Below are 15390 nucleotides of genomic sequence, written 5' to 3'. Positions count from 1 at the left end.
AAAACTACATCATAACAACATCAAATTGTTCCTGACTGTATAAAGGCTCAGTCTGAACTTTAACTTGTTTACCGACAAAAATTTCCACTTCGGCTAAGGCATGAGATTCATCACCTTTTAGAACATTAACCACCGATTGAGAAGCGTAAACTAAGAATCTATCTGCGTCGATACTGCGGTGAACACGGACAATTTCCCGTAAAATTTCATAACATACCGTTTCAACAGATTTTACAGTTCCTCGTCCTTGACATGTTGGGCATACATCACACAATACGTGCTCTAGGCTTTCTCTCGTCCGTTTGCGAGTCATTTCAACTAAGCCTAGCTGAGAGAAACCATTAATGGTGGTTTTTACTTTATCTTTACTTAATGCTTGTTCTAACGATGCTAAAACTCGACGACGATGTTCTACATCATTCATGTCGATAAAATCGATAATGATAATACCGCCTAGGTTTCTCAGTCTCAATTGGCGTGCAATCGCTTGAGTTGCCTCAATATTAGTATTGAATATCGTTTCTTCGAGATTGCGATGACCAACAAATGCGCCTGTATTGATATCAATCGTCGTCATAGCTTCAGTTTGATCAATAATCAGGTATCCCCCTGATTTCAGCTCAACTTTCCGGTCCATCGCTCGTTGAATTTCATTTTCAACATCGAACAAGTCAAAGATTGGTTGGTTACCTTGATAAAGTTCGAGCTTTGCCGTCATTTCAGGCACATATTCTTTGATGAACTCTTGTAATTCTTGATAGGTTAGACGTGAGTCAACACGGATCCTATCTAATGATGCACCTGCAAAATCACGAATAATTCGATAAGCTAATGATAATTCACCATAAATCTTAGTTCGAGTAACATTGCGTTTTTTACGTTCAATTACTTTAGCCCATAAACGTTTAAGAAATGCAGCGTCTTGTTTTATCTCATCATCACCAACGCCTTCTGCGGCAGTACGGATAATGAAACCACCATTCTCATCACAATACTGTGCTACGCATTCTTTTAAACGTTCACGCTCAATTTCACTTTCAATGCGTTGAGATACACCAACATGCGATGCGCCAGGCATAAATACTAGATAACGAGAAGGCAAAGTAATATCAGTTGTTAATCTGGCACCCTTAGTACCTAATGGATCTTTAACAACTTGTACAATTAAATCTTGTCCCTGTTTAACTAGCTCTGCGATATCCCTAACATGAAAATTCTTTTGCTCTTCACCCGCAATACATTCTGTATGCGGCATAATATCGGATGCATGTAAAAAGGCGGCTTTATCAAGGCCAATATCAACAAAGGCCGCCTGCATGCCCGGTAACACTCGGCTCACACGACCTTTGTAGATATTCCCTACAATTCCCCTTTTTGATTCTCGCTCTACATGGATTTCTTGCAGAATTCCGCCATCAATATAAGCAACTCGCGTTTCTGATGGTGTAATATTTACTAATAACTCAGCAGTCATGACATCCCCTTACCATCACCTAACGCTAAAAATCGTTGTATTAACTCATTTGTTTCAACTAAAGGTAAACCGACAACAGCATGATAGCTACCATTAATTCGTCTTACAAAGCAGCCGCCTTTCCCTTGAATTCCATATGCTCCCGCTTTATCCATTGGCTCTCCTGACTGTATATAATCCTGTATTTCAATTAAAGATAATTCGCGAAACGTCACATCTGTCACAACTAATGTATCGAGTATGCGATTTTTGCCCGCAATTGCGACGGCTGTCATTACTTGATGCGTATTTCCTGAAAGTGCTAGTAACATTTCTTGTGCATGTTGCTCATTACGAGGCTTTTCTAAGATTTTATTATTGAGTACGACTATGGTGTCCGCACCTATAACGGGATGATCTTCAGGTGCTATCTTAACACCCGCTTGTGATTTATCTCGTGCCAAACGTTGCACATATGTATTTGGCGTTTCACCTTCCTGCCACTGTTCTTCCACTTCAGGGCGTAAAATCTCAAAATGATATCCTAATAACTGAACAAGCTCTTTTCTTCTCGGTGAACCAGAAGCCAAATAAATATAATCCATAATATTCCAGAGATAATTGAGCTATTGCTAAAATCTTAACACACTGAAAACTGGCGACGAATTTTTCGCAATAGTAAAAATAACCATGGCCAAAGGATACCATTCACAAGGCTATTCCAGAATACTTGTGGGTGGAATAATACTTGTGAAGAAACGAACTCCGCCCAAAATACCGTCATATCCAGTATCAACGTCAGCAAAACAATCATTAATGCTTGCTGCCAAAGCGCCATATTTCTCAATAATTGGTGTTTATATGAGACAAGATAACAAATAATACTGTATGAAAGTGCATGAACACCCAAGGTTGCTCCTTGGATGGAATCAACAATAATACCGAGAATAAAACTGGTACCGACGCTAACTCGGTGCGGCAGCGCCATGACCCAATAAATGAGAATCAACAACAACCATGACGGACGATAAAACACTAATTGTTCCGGCCATGGGATCACTTGCAAAATTAATGCAATAAAAAAAGAGATCCAAATAATACTGCAACCATTACCACGATAATCATCCATTTAGCTTATCCTCTTATCCATGGCCATTATTCTTATCCTTCTATGGTTGGGCTGCTGGAGATATTGACGGAGGTAATGGTGGCCCCTGAATTTCGCTCGGATTTGGTAATACCTGAGGGAGTACTTTCATCAGGCGTTCATTCGCTGCCCGATACACTTCTGAAGGCTGTAATGGCACTACTGAGTCAGTGTCATTACCCCACAATAGCAGTAGATAGCGTAAACGCTGTAGTTCAGCACTTGGTCTTGCGCTAATCATTGTATAGGCGCGCTGCGTATCATGTTTAACACTAGAAACGACCGCAACCGGATAACCTTCAGGGAAACGCCCACCTAAGCCTGAAGTTACCAACACATCACCAACACGAATATCAGTATTTTCAGGCAATGGCTCTAGCTGTAAATCATCAGTACATCCCGACCCTGCGGCAATCACTCGGATATCATTACGTAGAACTTGTACAGGTAATGCATGAGTGGTGTCGCAAATGAGCAGCACACGGCTATTAAATTTACTAACACCAACAACTTGCCCCACAACTCCTTTATCACTGATAACAGGTTGCCCTTCATAAACATTGTCATTTTCACCTTTATCAATAATAACTTGATCACGATAAGGCGTATTGGTGCCAGAGATAACCTGCGTCACCATCATATGTTCGTCTTGACGAAGTGGTGAGCCAAGTAGTTCCCTTAAACGAGCATTTTCTTGCTTCAATTGCTCAAGTAAAAGGTTATCTGCTTTTTTCAGCAGCAGTTCCTGACGCAATGCTTTATTTTCAAACTGGAGTTGCTGGCGTGAAGAAAAATTTTCAGAGATGTTATCAAGGAACTGGCGAGGGCCATTTGCTAAAAAGTAGAATGGGCTAACCGCCGTGTCTAAATAGTTACGGATTTTATTGAACGGTTCGAAACGATGGCCAATCACTACAAGCGCTATCGCGACAAAAACAGCAATAAAAATACGCAACTGAAGGGATGGACCTCGTCTAAAAATCGGCTTCATGTATGGCTGTATTTCACTGGGTCTATTGACCTTTTAGGTTAAATTTAGCTCGAGATAAAAGCGTTTTCATCAAAATAAGAGAGCTGCCATCTAGTCATCTAGACAAAACATCCTCCAATATGGCGTAAAACGTCCTTTAGCCGAACTCGTAAGGGTGCTGTTATTACGAATTCAGATGAGTACTCACACTTTGGTACAATTCTAAGATTGTTATTGTAATTTTAAAGTTTGTACCTAACAAATGACTGCAAGAGTAAACATAAAGACCAATAGATTTTATGTTCAAAAGATCAAAAGTAAGCAAAGCAGCGGCTGGAGCATCAAACCCCAGCCTGCTTATGGCATTATTTAGTCTTCGCTAAACAGGTCGCCACCGTGAATGTCGATCATCTCCAATGCCTTGCCGCCGCCACGAGCAACACAGGTCAGAGGATCTTCAGCAACAATAACAGGTATACCCGTTTCTTCCATGAGTAAGCGATCAAGATTACGCAGTAGTGCGCCACCACCGGTTAGCACCATTCCACGTTCTGAAATATCTGATGCTAATTCAGGAGGACATTGCTCTAAAGCTAACATCACGGCACTAACAATACCTGAAAGTGGTTCTTGCAATGCTTCAAGAATTTCATTTGAATTCATTTTAAAGCCGCGTGGTACACCTTCGGCAAGATTACGTCCACGAACTTCAATTTCATATACTTCATCTGTCGGATAAGCGGAGCCAATACCGTGTTTAATTCGCTCGGCAGTCGCTTCGCCAATCAATGAACCATAGTTCCGGCGAACATAATTGATGATAGCCTCATCAAAACGGTCCCCACCAATACGAACTGATGATGAATATACAACACCGTTCAGAGAGATAACCGCGACTTCAGTTGTACCACCACCGATGTCAACAACCATTGAGCCAGTTGCTTCTGAAACTGGCAAACCGGCACCAATCGCGGCTGCCATTGGTTCTTCAATCAGAAAAACTTCACGCGCGCCCGCACTTAATGCAGACTCGCGAATAGCTTTACGCTCAACTTGAGTTGCACCTACAGGCACACAAACAAGCACTCTCGGGCTTGGGCGAAGAAAACTATTACTGTGAACTTGTTTGATAAAATGCTGTAGCATTTTTTCAGTTAGGAAAAAATCGGCTATGACACCATCTTTCATCGGCCTAATCGCTGAGATATTACCAGGTGTACGCCCCAGCATTTGCTTGGCTTCACCACCAACTGCAGCAACGCTTTTTTGCGTACCCGAACGGTCTTGACGAATAGCGACAACAGAAGGTTCATTTAATTTTACGCCTTGTCCTTTGACATAAATGAGGGTATTGGCAGTACCCAAGTCAATTGACAGGTCATTAGAAAACATGCCACGAAATTTTTTAAACATAACGAAAGGGTTATCCTGCAAGCTTGGGACGAATAAAAACTCGCCTACTCTACCAACCACTTGAAGACGTCTCAAGGCGTTAATGAGCCGCTTCTAAAAATATGGTTAATCCATCTGTTGTTACAGTACAAATACTGTACTTACTTCTTTAAAAAATGAAGCAGATAACAACCCTTAAAAATAGCTATTAATTGATCGGTTATTTAAACTATTAATGAATAAATACACCAATAAAAAATAGACTTTTGGTTGTTATATACTCCCTCTTTCTTTGCAACTATGTTGACAAGTCTTTACGGCTACAAGTTCAAATAATATTTTGTTATTTTTGTGATGATTATACATCGACCAGATTTACAGCTAAATATGTGTATTATCTGTATGTTACTTCCATTATTCACTAAAGAACCCGTATTATACTACTTCTTCATAAACGGAAATCTTCGTAACGTGATATTTTGCACGATAAAACAGTGTTTACGCCAGAAAAAATTGCATTTTTACAAATTAATTACAATCACAATAGTGACACGTTACAGCTAAAGTAATGTATTTAAATTTGCTACTATATATTCAAAATAATCTGAGACGCATCTAAGCGACTAGCAAAGCAATCACAATACATATTCATAAGTGTGTAATTTGAGTCGCGAAGAATAGTTAACAATCCTGCATCTTGAAGTATTAAGGGTAAAGGATTAATACCTCACAATCAGGAGAGATCTATGAAAGCCCTCGTTCTCCAGCAACAAGATGGCCAAGTCACTTCGTCAATCATGTCTATCCCAATAGAGCAATTACCTGCAGGTGATGTCGTCATTGATATCCACTGGTCAACATTAAATTATAAAGACGCTTTAGCTATCAACGGAAAAGCAGGTGTTGTTCGACATTATCCTATGGTGCCAGGAATTGATTTTTCGGGGGTCGTACGTCATAGCGAAGACCCTCGTTTTAGTGTTGGTCAACACGTTTTGCTTACCGGTTGGGGCGTCGGTGAAGTTCATTGGGGAGGCTTAGCGACCCAAGCAAGAGTACCGGCAGATTATCTAACACCATTACCTGAAAATTTATCTCTTCGCCAAGCTATGATTATTGGCACCGCGGGCTTTACCGCAATGTTATGCGTTAATGCCTTACAAGAAGCCGGTATCACTCCTGACAAAGGTGAAATCATCGTCAGTGGTGCGAGTGGCGGAGTGGGAAGTACTGCTGTACAGCTATTATCTATTCTGGGCTATGATGTTGTGGCGATTTCTGGTCGTTTAGAAAATAGCGAATATTTACAGCAAATCGGTGCAAAAAAAGTCCTTCCACGCAGCGAATTCACGGTGAATGCAAAACCTTTAGATAAACAATATTGGGCTGGTGCAATTGATACTGTGGGAGGTGATGTTCTCGCGAATATACTTGCCCAGGTACAATATAATGGTGCAGTTGCTGCTTGTGGGCTTGCGAGAAGTATTTCACTGCCAACCACCGTTATGCCATTTATTTTACGTAATATTCGGCTACAGGGTGTTGATTCAGTATACTTTCCAGCCGCTAAGCGTACATCCGTTTGGCATCGCCTAGCTGAGTTACTGCCTGAGACTTTTTATGCACAAATCACATCAGAAATCACATTAGAACAATCAGTAGAATACGCACAAAAATTTTTACAAAATCAGATAACTGGGCGTACACTCGTGAATCTTTATAATTCATAATTAAAACTTGTGCGGATAAATGCGAAAACTTGGATTGCCGCACAATTTACATAATAATTTCGGGTAATTTCTCTGATAAGACCAGTATTTTGCTGTCATATGCTACGAAATAATTATAATGGCATCTTTATCAGTAAAGATTTCATTTATTTTTTATGATAAAAGATGACAAATTATCGACATCAGGTTATGTTGTCGGGTTATTGACATATCGTCGGAGTTAGCAGCAGAATGACAGAAGATATTCACATTTTACTCCTCAATGGGCCGAATCTAAATCTACTAGGTACAAGGGAGCCAGATAAATACGGCAACTTGACTCTTGTAGACATTGTTTCAAAACTGACAAAAGAAGCGGAGCATTTAGACGTAAAATTGAGTCATTTTCAATCTAACGCAGAACATGAATTGATCGATAAAATTCATGCTGCAAGGGATAACGTTGATTTCATTCTGATTAATCCGGCTGCATTCACGCATACCAGTGTTGCTTTGCGTGATGCATTATTGGCAGTTTCACTCCCGTTTATCGAGATTCATCTGTCGAATGTGCATGCCAGAGAACCATTTCGCCACCACTCATATCTCTCAGATAAAGCAGTCGGAGTAATTTGTGGTCTTGGTGCTGATGGTTACAGTTTCGCGTTACAAGCAGCGTTTAACCATCTATCGTCTAACGCTAAATAATTTGAGGCGTAGGCTAAGTGGCAAGCACTCAATAATGTTACAACTCGAAGTATAACGAGTATGTACTCTAAATAATTTGAGGTGTAGCTAGGCGACAAGTGAATGAGTCGCTAGGAGCATAGATAACTATGTGACTAGTGCGATTGAACGAAGTCAACAACGCTACAACTCGAAGTATAACAAGTACAAATCACTTAAATTCAATTATAAGAGTACGGAATCATATCCATGGATATTCGTAAAATTAAAAAGCTGATCGAACTGGTCGAAGAGTCTGGCATTTCTGAACTGGAAATTTCTGAAGGTGAAGAGTCAGTGCGTATCAGTCGTATTTCAGCTGCTTCTCAGGTCATGGCGGCACCACAACAATATTATTCAGCTCCAGCACCGCAACCTGCGTTGGCAAATGCTGTAGCTCCTGCTCAGGAAGCTCCTGTTGCTGCACCTGCTGCTATTTCAGGTCATCAAGTGCGCTCTCCTATGGTTGGAACTTTCTACCGTGCACCAAGTCCAGAAGCAAAACCATTCGTTGAAGTCGGCCAGACTGTAAGCGTAGGTGATCCTCTTTGCATCGTGGAAGCGATGAAAATGATGAACCAAATCGAAGCAGATAAAGCAGGGGTTGTGAAAGCTATCCTGTTACAGAACGGTGATGCAATAGAATTTGACGAACCGTTGGTTGTTATCGAATAACGAGGCGTTTCCATGCTGGAAAAAATTGTCATTGCTAACCGTGGGGAAATCGCACTACGAATTCTTCGTGCCTGTAAAGAACTTGGCATCAAGACTGTAGCTGTACACTCCACGGCAGATAGTGATTTAAAACATGTGCTGTTGGCAGACGAAACTATTTGTATCGGTCCCGCAGCATCCGCAAAAAGCTACCTGAATATCCCCGCGATTATCTCTGCGGCAGAAATTTCAGGTGCTCAAGCAATTCATCCGGGATATGGTTTCCTGTCTGAAAATGCTGATTTTGCAGAACAAGTTGAACGTTCTGGCTTTATTTTTATCGGCCCAAAAGCTGAAACCATCCGCCTAATGGGCGATAAAGTTTCGGCTATCGAAGCGATGAAAATTGCCGGTGTACCTTGTGTACCAGGTTCCGATGGCCCATTGGGCAGCGATAGTGATAAAAATAAATCTATCGCATTACGTATCGGCTACCCAGTGATCATCAAAGCGTCAGGCGGTGGCGGTGGTCGTGGTATGCGTGTTGTACGCAACGAGAAAGATTTAGAGTCATCTATTAATTTGACTCGTGCAGAAGCGAAAGCTGCTTTCAACAATGATATGGTTTACATGGAAAAATACCTTGAAAACCCACGTCACGTTGAAATTCAAGTGATGGCTGATGGCCAAGGCAACGCAATTTATTTGGCTGAACGTGATTGCTCTATGCAACGTCGTCACCAAAAAGTCGTTGAAGAGGCCCCTGCTCCAGGCATTACTCCAGAAGTTCGTCGTAGTATCGGTGAGCGCTGTGCGAAGGCTTGTATTGAAATTGGCTATCGTGGTGCAGGTACTTTCGAATTCTTGTATGAAAACGGTGAGTTCTACTTTATTGAAATGAACACCCGTATTCAAGTTGAGCATCCTGTTACAGAGATGATTACTGGCGTTGACTTGATTAAAGAGCAACTGCGTATCGCTTCTGGCTTACCATTATCAGTCAAGCAAGAAGATGTAGTTATTCGTGGTCATGCTATTGAGTGTCGTATCAATGCTGAAGACCCGAAAACTTTCTTACCAAGTCCAGGTAAGATCACTCGTTTCCATTCTCCGGGTGGTTTTGGTGTTCGTTGGGAATCACATATCTATGCAGGCTATACTGTACCTCCGTATTATGACTCAATGATCGGTAAATTGATCACCTATGGTGAAACTCGTGACATCGCTATTGCTCGCATGAAAAATGCGCTCAATGAACTTATTATCGATGGCATTAGAACCAACATTGAATTGCACCAAATGATCATGAATGATGAAAACTTCGAAAAAGGTGGTACTAATATCCACTATTTGGAGAAAAAACTGGGTATTCAAGAATAATTTTCTGAATTGCTCATACCAAAGTAATTTGTGTTGCATATTAGCATTACGCTAATTTTAGCTGTTGAGTGATATTCACAATATACATCCTGCAACTTGAAATATGATGGGATATCTCATTCATTTAAATACCGGAAGGCACCGCTTTCCGGTATTTTTTTAACTGATCATAGCGTGAGTATTTATGACTAAAATTCTATTTAATTGAATTAGTAAAATATCCATTATCTTATTCATATAGCCAAAAAGGTGGAAATAACCGTGTCTTTTAACAATGAAAAATGGAAAAAGATTGGAAAAACCCCGGATTATCGGTTTTCATTAGCCAATGAAAGAACTTTTCTTGCATGGATAAGAACCGCACTCGCCTTGTTAGCAGGGGCAATTGCAATTGAACAGCTCCTACATGATACCGCGCAACCTTGGGTAAAAACCATACTGGCACTTTTTCTCGCATCCGCGGGAGGAATAACCTCTATTATGGCACTATATCGCTGGCGACAAAATGAGATAGCAATGCGTAAAGACGAACCGTTGCAATATACTTCCTTTCTGGCAATGATGACTTTATTTATTGTCGCAATTGCCTTAATTTCTTTTTTATACATCCTGCTATAGATAAATTTTATGCGCGATCCCGGATTACAACCAGAGAGAACACAGCAAGCTTGGAGCAGAACATTACTCTTGCTCGGTATTAACGCTATCTTATTTCTACGGCTGGGTTTATTGGATTCTTCATGGTTAATGCTCACAGGCTCCATTATTGCAATTCTGCTGTTGTGTGCAATTAGCTTTAAAAGATCCATCTCTACTGCTTATCAAAATAATGGACTTAAAATCGATAGCACTCTCTTTCTCTACATCACATCAATCATTATTCTTACTATGTCTATCCTATTGATTATTCACTTACTCATATAAGCATGTACTTGCAATACATCAAATTGGCTATTTGTTCACTTCATATAATCCGAATTATTTTCGATATCTAGATCATATTATCCAATCGATAAATTTAGTTTTCACTCATCCCTTATCGCTTTTTTTACACACCTCCTTTGGATTATCGTACAATCCCTGATTATTTTTATTTTAATGAGGAGGAAATACGTATGGATAAACGTTTTCTTCAATCAAACAAGGAAGCTCGTTGGTCACTTTATCTCACTCTCGCCTATTTGGTGGGTTGGGTAATTTGTGCATATCTTCCTAGTAATGCCATTGGTATAACTGGCCTTCCATTATGGTTTGAATGGTCGTGTCTGATCCTACCTATCATTTTCATTTTATTGTGCGTCATGATGGTCAAAATTATATTTAAAGATATTCCGTTGGAGGATAATGATGCAAACTGAAGTTCTCCTACCTTTGATTGGTTATCTAGCATTGGTTTTTTTGCTATCTGTATATGCTTACCGCAAGCGCACAAAAGGGGAATTTCTTAATGAATATTTCCTAGGTAATCGTTCGATGGGCGGCTTCGTGCTTGCCATGACTATCACAGCAACCTATGTTAGCGCCAGCTCCTTTATTGGTGGCCCCGGCGCCGCTTACAAGTATGGGCTTGGATGGGTTTTACTTGCCATGATCCAACTCCCTGCAATCTGGCTTTCACTAGGTGTTCTTGGGAAAAAATTTGCTATTTTAGCGCGTCGCTATAATGCTGTTACGCTCAATGACATGCTTTATGCCCGATATCAAAGTCGCTTTTTAGTTTGGTTTGCAAGTATCAGCTTATTAGTTGCTTTTTTTGGTGCAATGACGGTGCAATTTATTGGTGGAGCGCGTTTACTCGAAACTGCAGCAGGTATCCCTTATTCTTACGGCTTGATGATTTTTGGTGTCTCTATCGCACTGTATACTGCAATTGGTGGCTTTCGTGCTAGTGTTCTAAACGATGCATTACAAGGGCTAGTCATGTTATTAGGGACAGTGATCTTGTTAATCGCAGTGATTTATCATGCTGGAGGGCTTGGCGCCGCAGTCGAAAAAATTCACTCTATTGACCCAAAATTGGTTTCTGTAGAGGGCGCTGATGATATTCTTAGCGGCCCTTTTCTTGCTTCTTTTTGGATTTTAGTTTGCTTCGGCGTCATTGGATTACCACATACCGCAGTACGCTGTATCTCTTATAAAGATAGCAAAGCCGTTCATCGAGGTATCATTCTTGGTACGATTGTCATGGTCATCCTTATGTTCGGCATGCATTTAGCTGGCGCATTAGGTCGCGCAATTTTGCCCGATTTAACCATTCCTGACCAAGTGATCCCGACATTGATGGTGCAAGTGCTGCCACCATTTGCCGCTGGTATATTCTTAGCAGCACCAATGGCGGCAATTATGTCAACGATAAATGCCCAACTACTGCAATCCTCGGCAACTATCGTCAAAGATATCTATTTAAATTCTGTACCTACTGCGATTAAAAATGAGAAAAAGCTTGCCCGTATTTCAAGCTATTCAACTTTAATATTAGGTGCACTTCTTCTTATCGCTGCTTGGAATCCTCCTCAAATGATCATCTGGCTCAATTTATTAGCATTTGGTGGGCTAGAAGCAGTTTTTCTATGGCCGCTAGTTTTGGGCTTGTATTGGGAAAAAGCGAATAGTAGAGGCGCAATCAGCGGAATGGTGGTTGGTGGTGTTATATATGCATTGCTGGCTTCATTCAAGATAGAGATCATGGACTTCCATGCTATCGTTCCATCTTTATTATTGAGCTTTATTGCCTTTTTAATTGGTAATCTTTTTGGTAAAAATCCAGTACAATCGGCGCCAAAAGAACTAACAGTTTACTCAAAATAATTCGAATTGACGCTAAACTGTAACTGACACTATTTCTAGTTAGCTACATTTGTAGATGACTAGAGTAGCTAAAAGCAGTTGGCTCGATATATGACGATATAGAGAAAATATTATGCCTTGGATACAATTAAGACTTAACTCAACAGGTCAGCAAGCCGAAGCGCTTGGCGATGAACTCATCGAAAGCGGCTCAGTTTCCGTCACATTTCAAGATAGCCATGACACCCCAGTATTTGAACCTTTACCGGGTGAAACTCGCCTATGGGGTGATACGGATGTTATCGGGCTATATGATGCTGAAACTGATATGAAAATGGTCATCGCGCAATTAGAAAACTCGCCTCTTCTCGCAAAAGGTTTTATCCATAAAATCGAGCAGATAGAAGATAAAGACTGGGAAAGAGAGTGGATGGATAACTTCCACCCAATGCGTTTTGGTGAACGCCTGTGGATCTGCCCTAGCTGGCGAGATGTTCCTGACCCTACCGCAGTCAATGTGATGTTAGATCCCGGTTTAGCTTTCGGTACAGGTACTCATCCAACAACATCATTATGTCTAGAGTGGTTAGATGGTATTGATCTTGAAGGTAAAACAGTTATAGATTTCGGTTGTGGATCCGGTATTCTCGCGATCGCAGCTCTCAAATTAGGTGCAGCAAAAGCGATCGGGATCGACATAGATCCTCAAGCTATTACGGCTAGTCGTGATAACGCTGAACGTAACAGCGTCTCAAACCGTTTATCACTCTACCTAGCAAAAGATCAGCCTGAGGAGCTACAAGCTGATGTGGTAGTTGCTAATATCTTAGCTGGGCCTTTACGAGAGCTTGCACCAATGATTAGCGTGCTGCCAAAATCAGGTGGGTTATTAGGGCTTTCTGGTGTATTGGCTACTCAAGCTGAAGGTGTCGCAGATGCTTATCATGAATTATTTGAAATAGATCCTATCGCAGAGAAAGAAGAATGGTGTCGTATCACGGGTGTCAAGCGTTATTGACAGAGTTATGATAAAAATCAGACAATAATTTCTTTGAAATTAATGCAAGAATAGATTATCTTATAGCTCAAATATTGTTCAACTGCTGGTTACATTCTATCCTGCTTAAGATTTGAACAGACTTACAGCGATTTTGGTGAATTAATGAAAATTCACTTAACCAATTGTTATATATGACTAATTATTGATTTCAAAAAAAATCAAGATAAAAAAGTTAGTAATAAATAACAGTTTGCTCAAAGTTTGTCCTTTCATATCTTGGAAAAAATGCGTAATATACGCGCCCTTGCAGTCACAGTATGGCCCCCTTTAGTTATGCGAATCGGACAATATCAGTTGCGAAACTGCCTTATTGCTGCCCCCATGGCAGGCATTACGGATAGACCTTTTCGGTCACTCTGTTATGACATGGGTGCTGGAATGACAGTATCAGAGATGCTTTCTTCTAACCCTCAGGTTTGGAAGACAGACAAATCGAGACTCAGAATGGTCCATCGCGATGAACCGGGGGTACGTTCCGTTCAAATAGCTGGCAATGATCCTGATGAAATGGCTGCCGCTGCTCAAATTAATGTTGAGAGTGGTGCTCAAATCATTGATATCAATATGGGCTGTCCAGCTAAGAAAGTGAATCGTAAGTTAGCAGGCTCAGCTCTGCTGCGTTACCCCGACTTGGTGCAGTCTATCCTGTCTACAGTGGTTAAAGCAGTTGATGTCCCTGTAACACTAAAGATCCGCACAGGTTGGTCACCAGAAGAACGAAACTGCATAGAAATTGCCAAATTGGCCGAAGATTGTGGTATTCAAGCGCTGACCATTCACGGCAGGACCCGAGCTTGTTTGTTTAATGGTGAAGCTGAGTATGTCAATATTCGGGCAGTTAAGCAGACTGTTACCATTCCGGTTATTGCCAATGGTGATATTACTGACCCGCTTAAAGCCAGAGCTGTCTTAGATTACACAGGGGCAGATGCCCTGATGGTAGGACGAGCAGCTCAGGGAAGACCTTGGATCTTTCGGGAAATCCAGCATTATCTGGACACAGGTGAAATGTTGCCGCCAATGCCAGTGGCAGAGGTGAAGCGCATTATGATAGCGCACGTACAGGAGTTGCACGACTTTTATGGTCAAGGCAAAGGAGCCCGTATAGCGCGCAAACATGTCTCTTGGTATTTACAGGAGCATGCACCTGATGACCAGTTTAGGCGCTCATTCAATGCCATAGAGGATGCCAGCGAACAGCTGGAGGTATTGGAAGCATTTTTTGAATACATTGCGTAAATAAAGATAAGAGCTGACAGAACTATGTTCGAACAACGCGTAAATTCTGACGTACTAACCGTTGCTACTGTAAATTCACAAGATCAAGTAACTCAAAAACCGTTGCGTGATTCAGTTAAGCAAGCACTGAAGAACTATTTTGCTCAATTAAATAATCAAGATGTTACTGATTTATATGAGCTGGTATTGGCTGAGGTAGAGCAGCCTTTGTTGGACATGGTTATGCAATATACCCGTGGAAACCAGACCCGTGCAGCCCTAATGATGGGTATCAACCGCGGTACTCTGCGTAAGAAACTGAAAAAATACGGCATGAACTGATCCTAGTCCAGTAGTATGCTGTTTTTAAAGGCACTTCCTGTTTTTCAGGAAGTGCTTTTTTGTTGGTAATAAATATTTGTCAATCTCTACTTAAGCTCTGTAAGTATTTTTCTCAGTCCTAGCTGCCTTTCGTTAACATAACTCAATAATTTGATACTGAGCTGCTTTCGATAGATGAGGTTATTAGTAACCCATTTCAACGATAAGAAACTGACTAGAAAAAGCTCGAAAATAACACTATGTTGAACAATAAAAGTATAAGGTTCTCACATTACATAATCCACCTATACTGTTGATATTTCTACTTATTCCTACTGCATTAATTGATTTAAATAACAGCAGCATAATCATGTCACGTATTTTAATAATTAAAAAACATGACTACAAACTTAAACTATAAATGAAAAACGCCCTTTCTAGTTCGATTAAAAATAATTTTTGCTGTATTGAGCGGCCCGATCCTAGTTCACTAGACAGCGAACCACTCGCTTGACTAAAAAGACTTTTAATTCGAATAAAATTGGCTAACTTTATGGGGTACTTCAATTCGCT

16 protein-coding genes are annotated in these 15390 nt (G+C 40.8%); 11 read left to right on the top strand and 5 right to left on the bottom strand.

All coding sequences use genetic code 11. The annotated features are described in order from the left end of the window. Nucleotides 1-4: 4 nt before the first annotated feature. The 5 genes from rng to OOA_RS12955 all read right to left on the bottom strand — a co-directional run bounded on the left by rng (nt 5) and on the right by OOA_RS12955 (nt 4983). Complete coding sequence (gene rng, locus OOA_RS12975) at nt 5-1474, bottom strand: ribonuclease G (RefSeq protein ID WP_008912609.1); 1470 nt, start codon at nt 1472-1474, stop codon at nt 5-7. Continuing rightward, nucleotides 1471-2058: a Maf family protein gene (locus OOA_RS12970; protein ID WP_008912608.1), complete on the bottom strand. Its 588-nt coding sequence runs from the start codon at nt 2056-2058 to the stop codon at nt 1471-1473. The genes rng and OOA_RS12970 overlap by 4 nt, the downstream gene beginning before the upstream one ends. A 35-nt stretch (nt 2059-2093) precedes the next feature. Next, a complete protein-coding gene (gene mreD, locus OOA_RS12965; RefSeq protein ID WP_008912607.1) occupies nt 2094-2582 on the bottom strand; it encodes a rod shape-determining protein MreD in 489 nt (162 codons plus the stop codon). Nucleotides 2583-2622: 40 nt separating this feature from the next. Further along, nucleotides 2623-3591 carry a rod shape-determining protein MreC gene (mreC, locus tag OOA_RS12960; RefSeq protein ID WP_008912606.1) on the bottom strand — a complete coding sequence of 323 codons (969 nt, stop codon included), beginning with the start codon at nt 3589-3591 and terminating at the stop codon, nt 2623-2625. A gap of 348 nt (nt 3592-3939) precedes the next feature. Continuing rightward, nucleotides 3940-4983, bottom strand: a complete 1044-nt coding sequence (locus OOA_RS12955) for a rod shape-determining protein (RefSeq protein WP_008912605.1) — start codon at nt 4981-4983, stop codon at nt 3940-3942. A gap of 725 nt (nt 4984-5708) precedes the next feature. Here OOA_RS12955 and acuI point away from each other — a divergent pair. The 11 genes from acuI to fis all read left to right on the top strand — a co-directional run bounded on the left by acuI (nt 5709) and on the right by fis (nt 14838). Further along, nucleotides 5709-6692, top strand: a complete 984-nt coding sequence (gene acuI / locus OOA_RS12950) for an acrylyl-CoA reductase (NADPH) (RefSeq protein WP_008912604.1) — start codon at nt 5709-5711, stop codon at nt 6690-6692. Between the two features lie 231 nt (nt 6693-6923). Beyond that, the gene (gene aroQ, locus OOA_RS12945; protein WP_008912603.1) at nt 6924-7379 is read left to right on the top strand and encodes a type II 3-dehydroquinate dehydratase; all 456 of its coding nucleotides are present in this window, start codon (nt 6924-6926) and stop codon (nt 7377-7379) included. A gap of 228 nt (nt 7380-7607) precedes the next feature. Further along, complete coding sequence (accB, locus tag OOA_RS12940) at nt 7608-8072, top strand: acetyl-CoA carboxylase biotin carboxyl carrier protein (protein ID WP_008912602.1); 465 nt, start codon at nt 7608-7610, stop codon at nt 8070-8072. A gap of 12 nt (nt 8073-8084) precedes the next feature. Further along, nucleotides 8085-9431: an acetyl-CoA carboxylase biotin carboxylase subunit gene (gene accC / locus OOA_RS12935; RefSeq protein ID WP_008912601.1), complete on the top strand. Its 1347-nt coding sequence runs from the start codon at nt 8085-8087 to the stop codon at nt 9429-9431. Between the two features lie 261 nt (nt 9432-9692). Then, nucleotides 9693-10049 carry a YidH family protein gene (locus OOA_RS12930; protein WP_008912600.1) on the top strand — a complete coding sequence of 119 codons (357 nt, stop codon included), beginning with the start codon at nt 9693-9695 and terminating at the stop codon, nt 10047-10049. A 9-nt stretch (nt 10050-10058) separates the two neighbouring features. After that, nucleotides 10059-10355: a DUF202 domain-containing protein gene (locus tag OOA_RS20120; protein ID WP_008912599.1), complete on the top strand. Its 297-nt coding sequence runs from the start codon at nt 10059-10061 to the stop codon at nt 10353-10355. 191 nt (nt 10356-10546) lie between these two features. Further along, nucleotides 10547-10789, top strand: a complete 243-nt coding sequence (locus OOA_RS12925; RefSeq protein WP_008912598.1) for a YhdT family protein — start codon at nt 10547-10549, stop codon at nt 10787-10789. Further along, entirely contained in the window at nt 10779-12239 is a 1461-nt protein-coding gene (gene panF, locus OOA_RS12920) for a sodium/pantothenate symporter (protein ID WP_008912597.1), read from the top strand. The genes OOA_RS12925 and panF overlap by 11 nt, the downstream gene beginning before the upstream one ends. Nucleotides 12240-12351: 112 nt before the next feature. Next, a complete protein-coding gene (gene prmA / locus OOA_RS12915; RefSeq protein ID WP_008912596.1) occupies nt 12352-13236 on the top strand; it encodes a 50S ribosomal protein L11 methyltransferase in 885 nt (294 codons plus the stop codon). Nucleotides 13237-13551: 315 nt separating this feature from the next. Next, nucleotides 13552-14517 (top strand): tRNA dihydrouridine synthase DusB, encoded by a 966-nt coding sequence (gene dusB, locus OOA_RS12910; RefSeq protein WP_008912595.1) that lies wholly within the window; start codon nt 13552-13554, stop codon nt 14515-14517. A 24-nt stretch (nt 14518-14541) separates the two neighbouring features. After that, nucleotides 14542-14838: a DNA-binding transcriptional regulator Fis gene (gene fis, locus OOA_RS12905; RefSeq protein ID WP_008912594.1), complete on the top strand. Its 297-nt coding sequence runs from the start codon at nt 14542-14544 to the stop codon at nt 14836-14838. Nucleotides 14839-15390 lie beyond the last annotated feature (552 nt).

It is taken from the genome of Providencia burhodogranariea DSM 19968 (assembly GCF_000314855.2).
Classification (GTDB): Bacteria; Pseudomonadota; Gammaproteobacteria; order Enterobacterales; family Enterobacteriaceae; genus Providencia; species Providencia burhodogranariea.
This window is presented reverse-complemented; position numbering and strand designations above follow the sequence as displayed.

Excerpts from the sequence above, each read along its gene's own strand:
- OOA_RS12955 (WP_008912605.1), bottom strand. The coding sequence starts at position 4,983 with ATGTTTAAAAAATTTCGTGGCATGTTTTCTAATGACCTGTCAATTGAC.
- dusB (WP_008912595.1), top strand. The coding sequence starts at position 13,552 with ATGCGAATCGGACAATATCAGTTGCGAAACTGCCTTATTGCTGCCCCC.
- OOA_RS20120 (WP_008912599.1), top strand. The coding sequence starts at position 10,059 with ATGCGCGATCCCGGATTACAACCAGAGAGAACACAGCAAGCTTGGAGC.
- rng (WP_008912609.1), bottom strand. The coding sequence starts at position 1,474 with ATGACTGCTGAGTTATTAGTAAATATTACACCATCAGAAACGCGAGTT.
- accC (WP_008912601.1), top strand. The coding sequence starts at position 8,085 with ATGCTGGAAAAAATTGTCATTGCTAACCGTGGGGAAATCGCACTACGA.
- accB (WP_008912602.1), top strand. The coding sequence starts at position 7,608 with ATGGATATTCGTAAAATTAAAAAGCTGATCGAACTGGTCGAAGAGTCT.
- mreD (WP_008912607.1), bottom strand. The coding sequence starts at position 2,582 with ATGGATGATTATCGTGGTAATGGTTGCAGTATTATTTGGATCTCTTTT.
- OOA_RS12925 (WP_008912598.1), top strand. The coding sequence starts at position 10,547 with ATGGATAAACGTTTTCTTCAATCAAACAAGGAAGCTCGTTGGTCACTT.
- mreC (WP_008912606.1), bottom strand. The coding sequence starts at position 3,591 with ATGAAGCCGATTTTTAGACGAGGTCCATCCCTTCAGTTGCGTATTTTT.
- OOA_RS12970 (WP_008912608.1), bottom strand. The coding sequence starts at position 2,058 with ATGGATTATATTTATTTGGCTTCTGGTTCACCGAGAAGAAAAGAGCTT.
- acuI (WP_008912604.1), top strand. The coding sequence starts at position 5,709 with ATGAAAGCCCTCGTTCTCCAGCAACAAGATGGCCAAGTCACTTCGTCA.
- fis (WP_008912594.1), top strand. The coding sequence starts at position 14,542 with ATGTTCGAACAACGCGTAAATTCTGACGTACTAACCGTTGCTACTGTA.
- panF (WP_008912597.1), top strand. The coding sequence starts at position 10,779 with ATGCAAACTGAAGTTCTCCTACCTTTGATTGGTTATCTAGCATTGGTT.
- prmA (WP_008912596.1), top strand. The coding sequence starts at position 12,352 with ATGCCTTGGATACAATTAAGACTTAACTCAACAGGTCAGCAAGCCGAA.
- aroQ (WP_008912603.1), top strand. The coding sequence starts at position 6,924 with ATGACAGAAGATATTCACATTTTACTCCTCAATGGGCCGAATCTAAAT.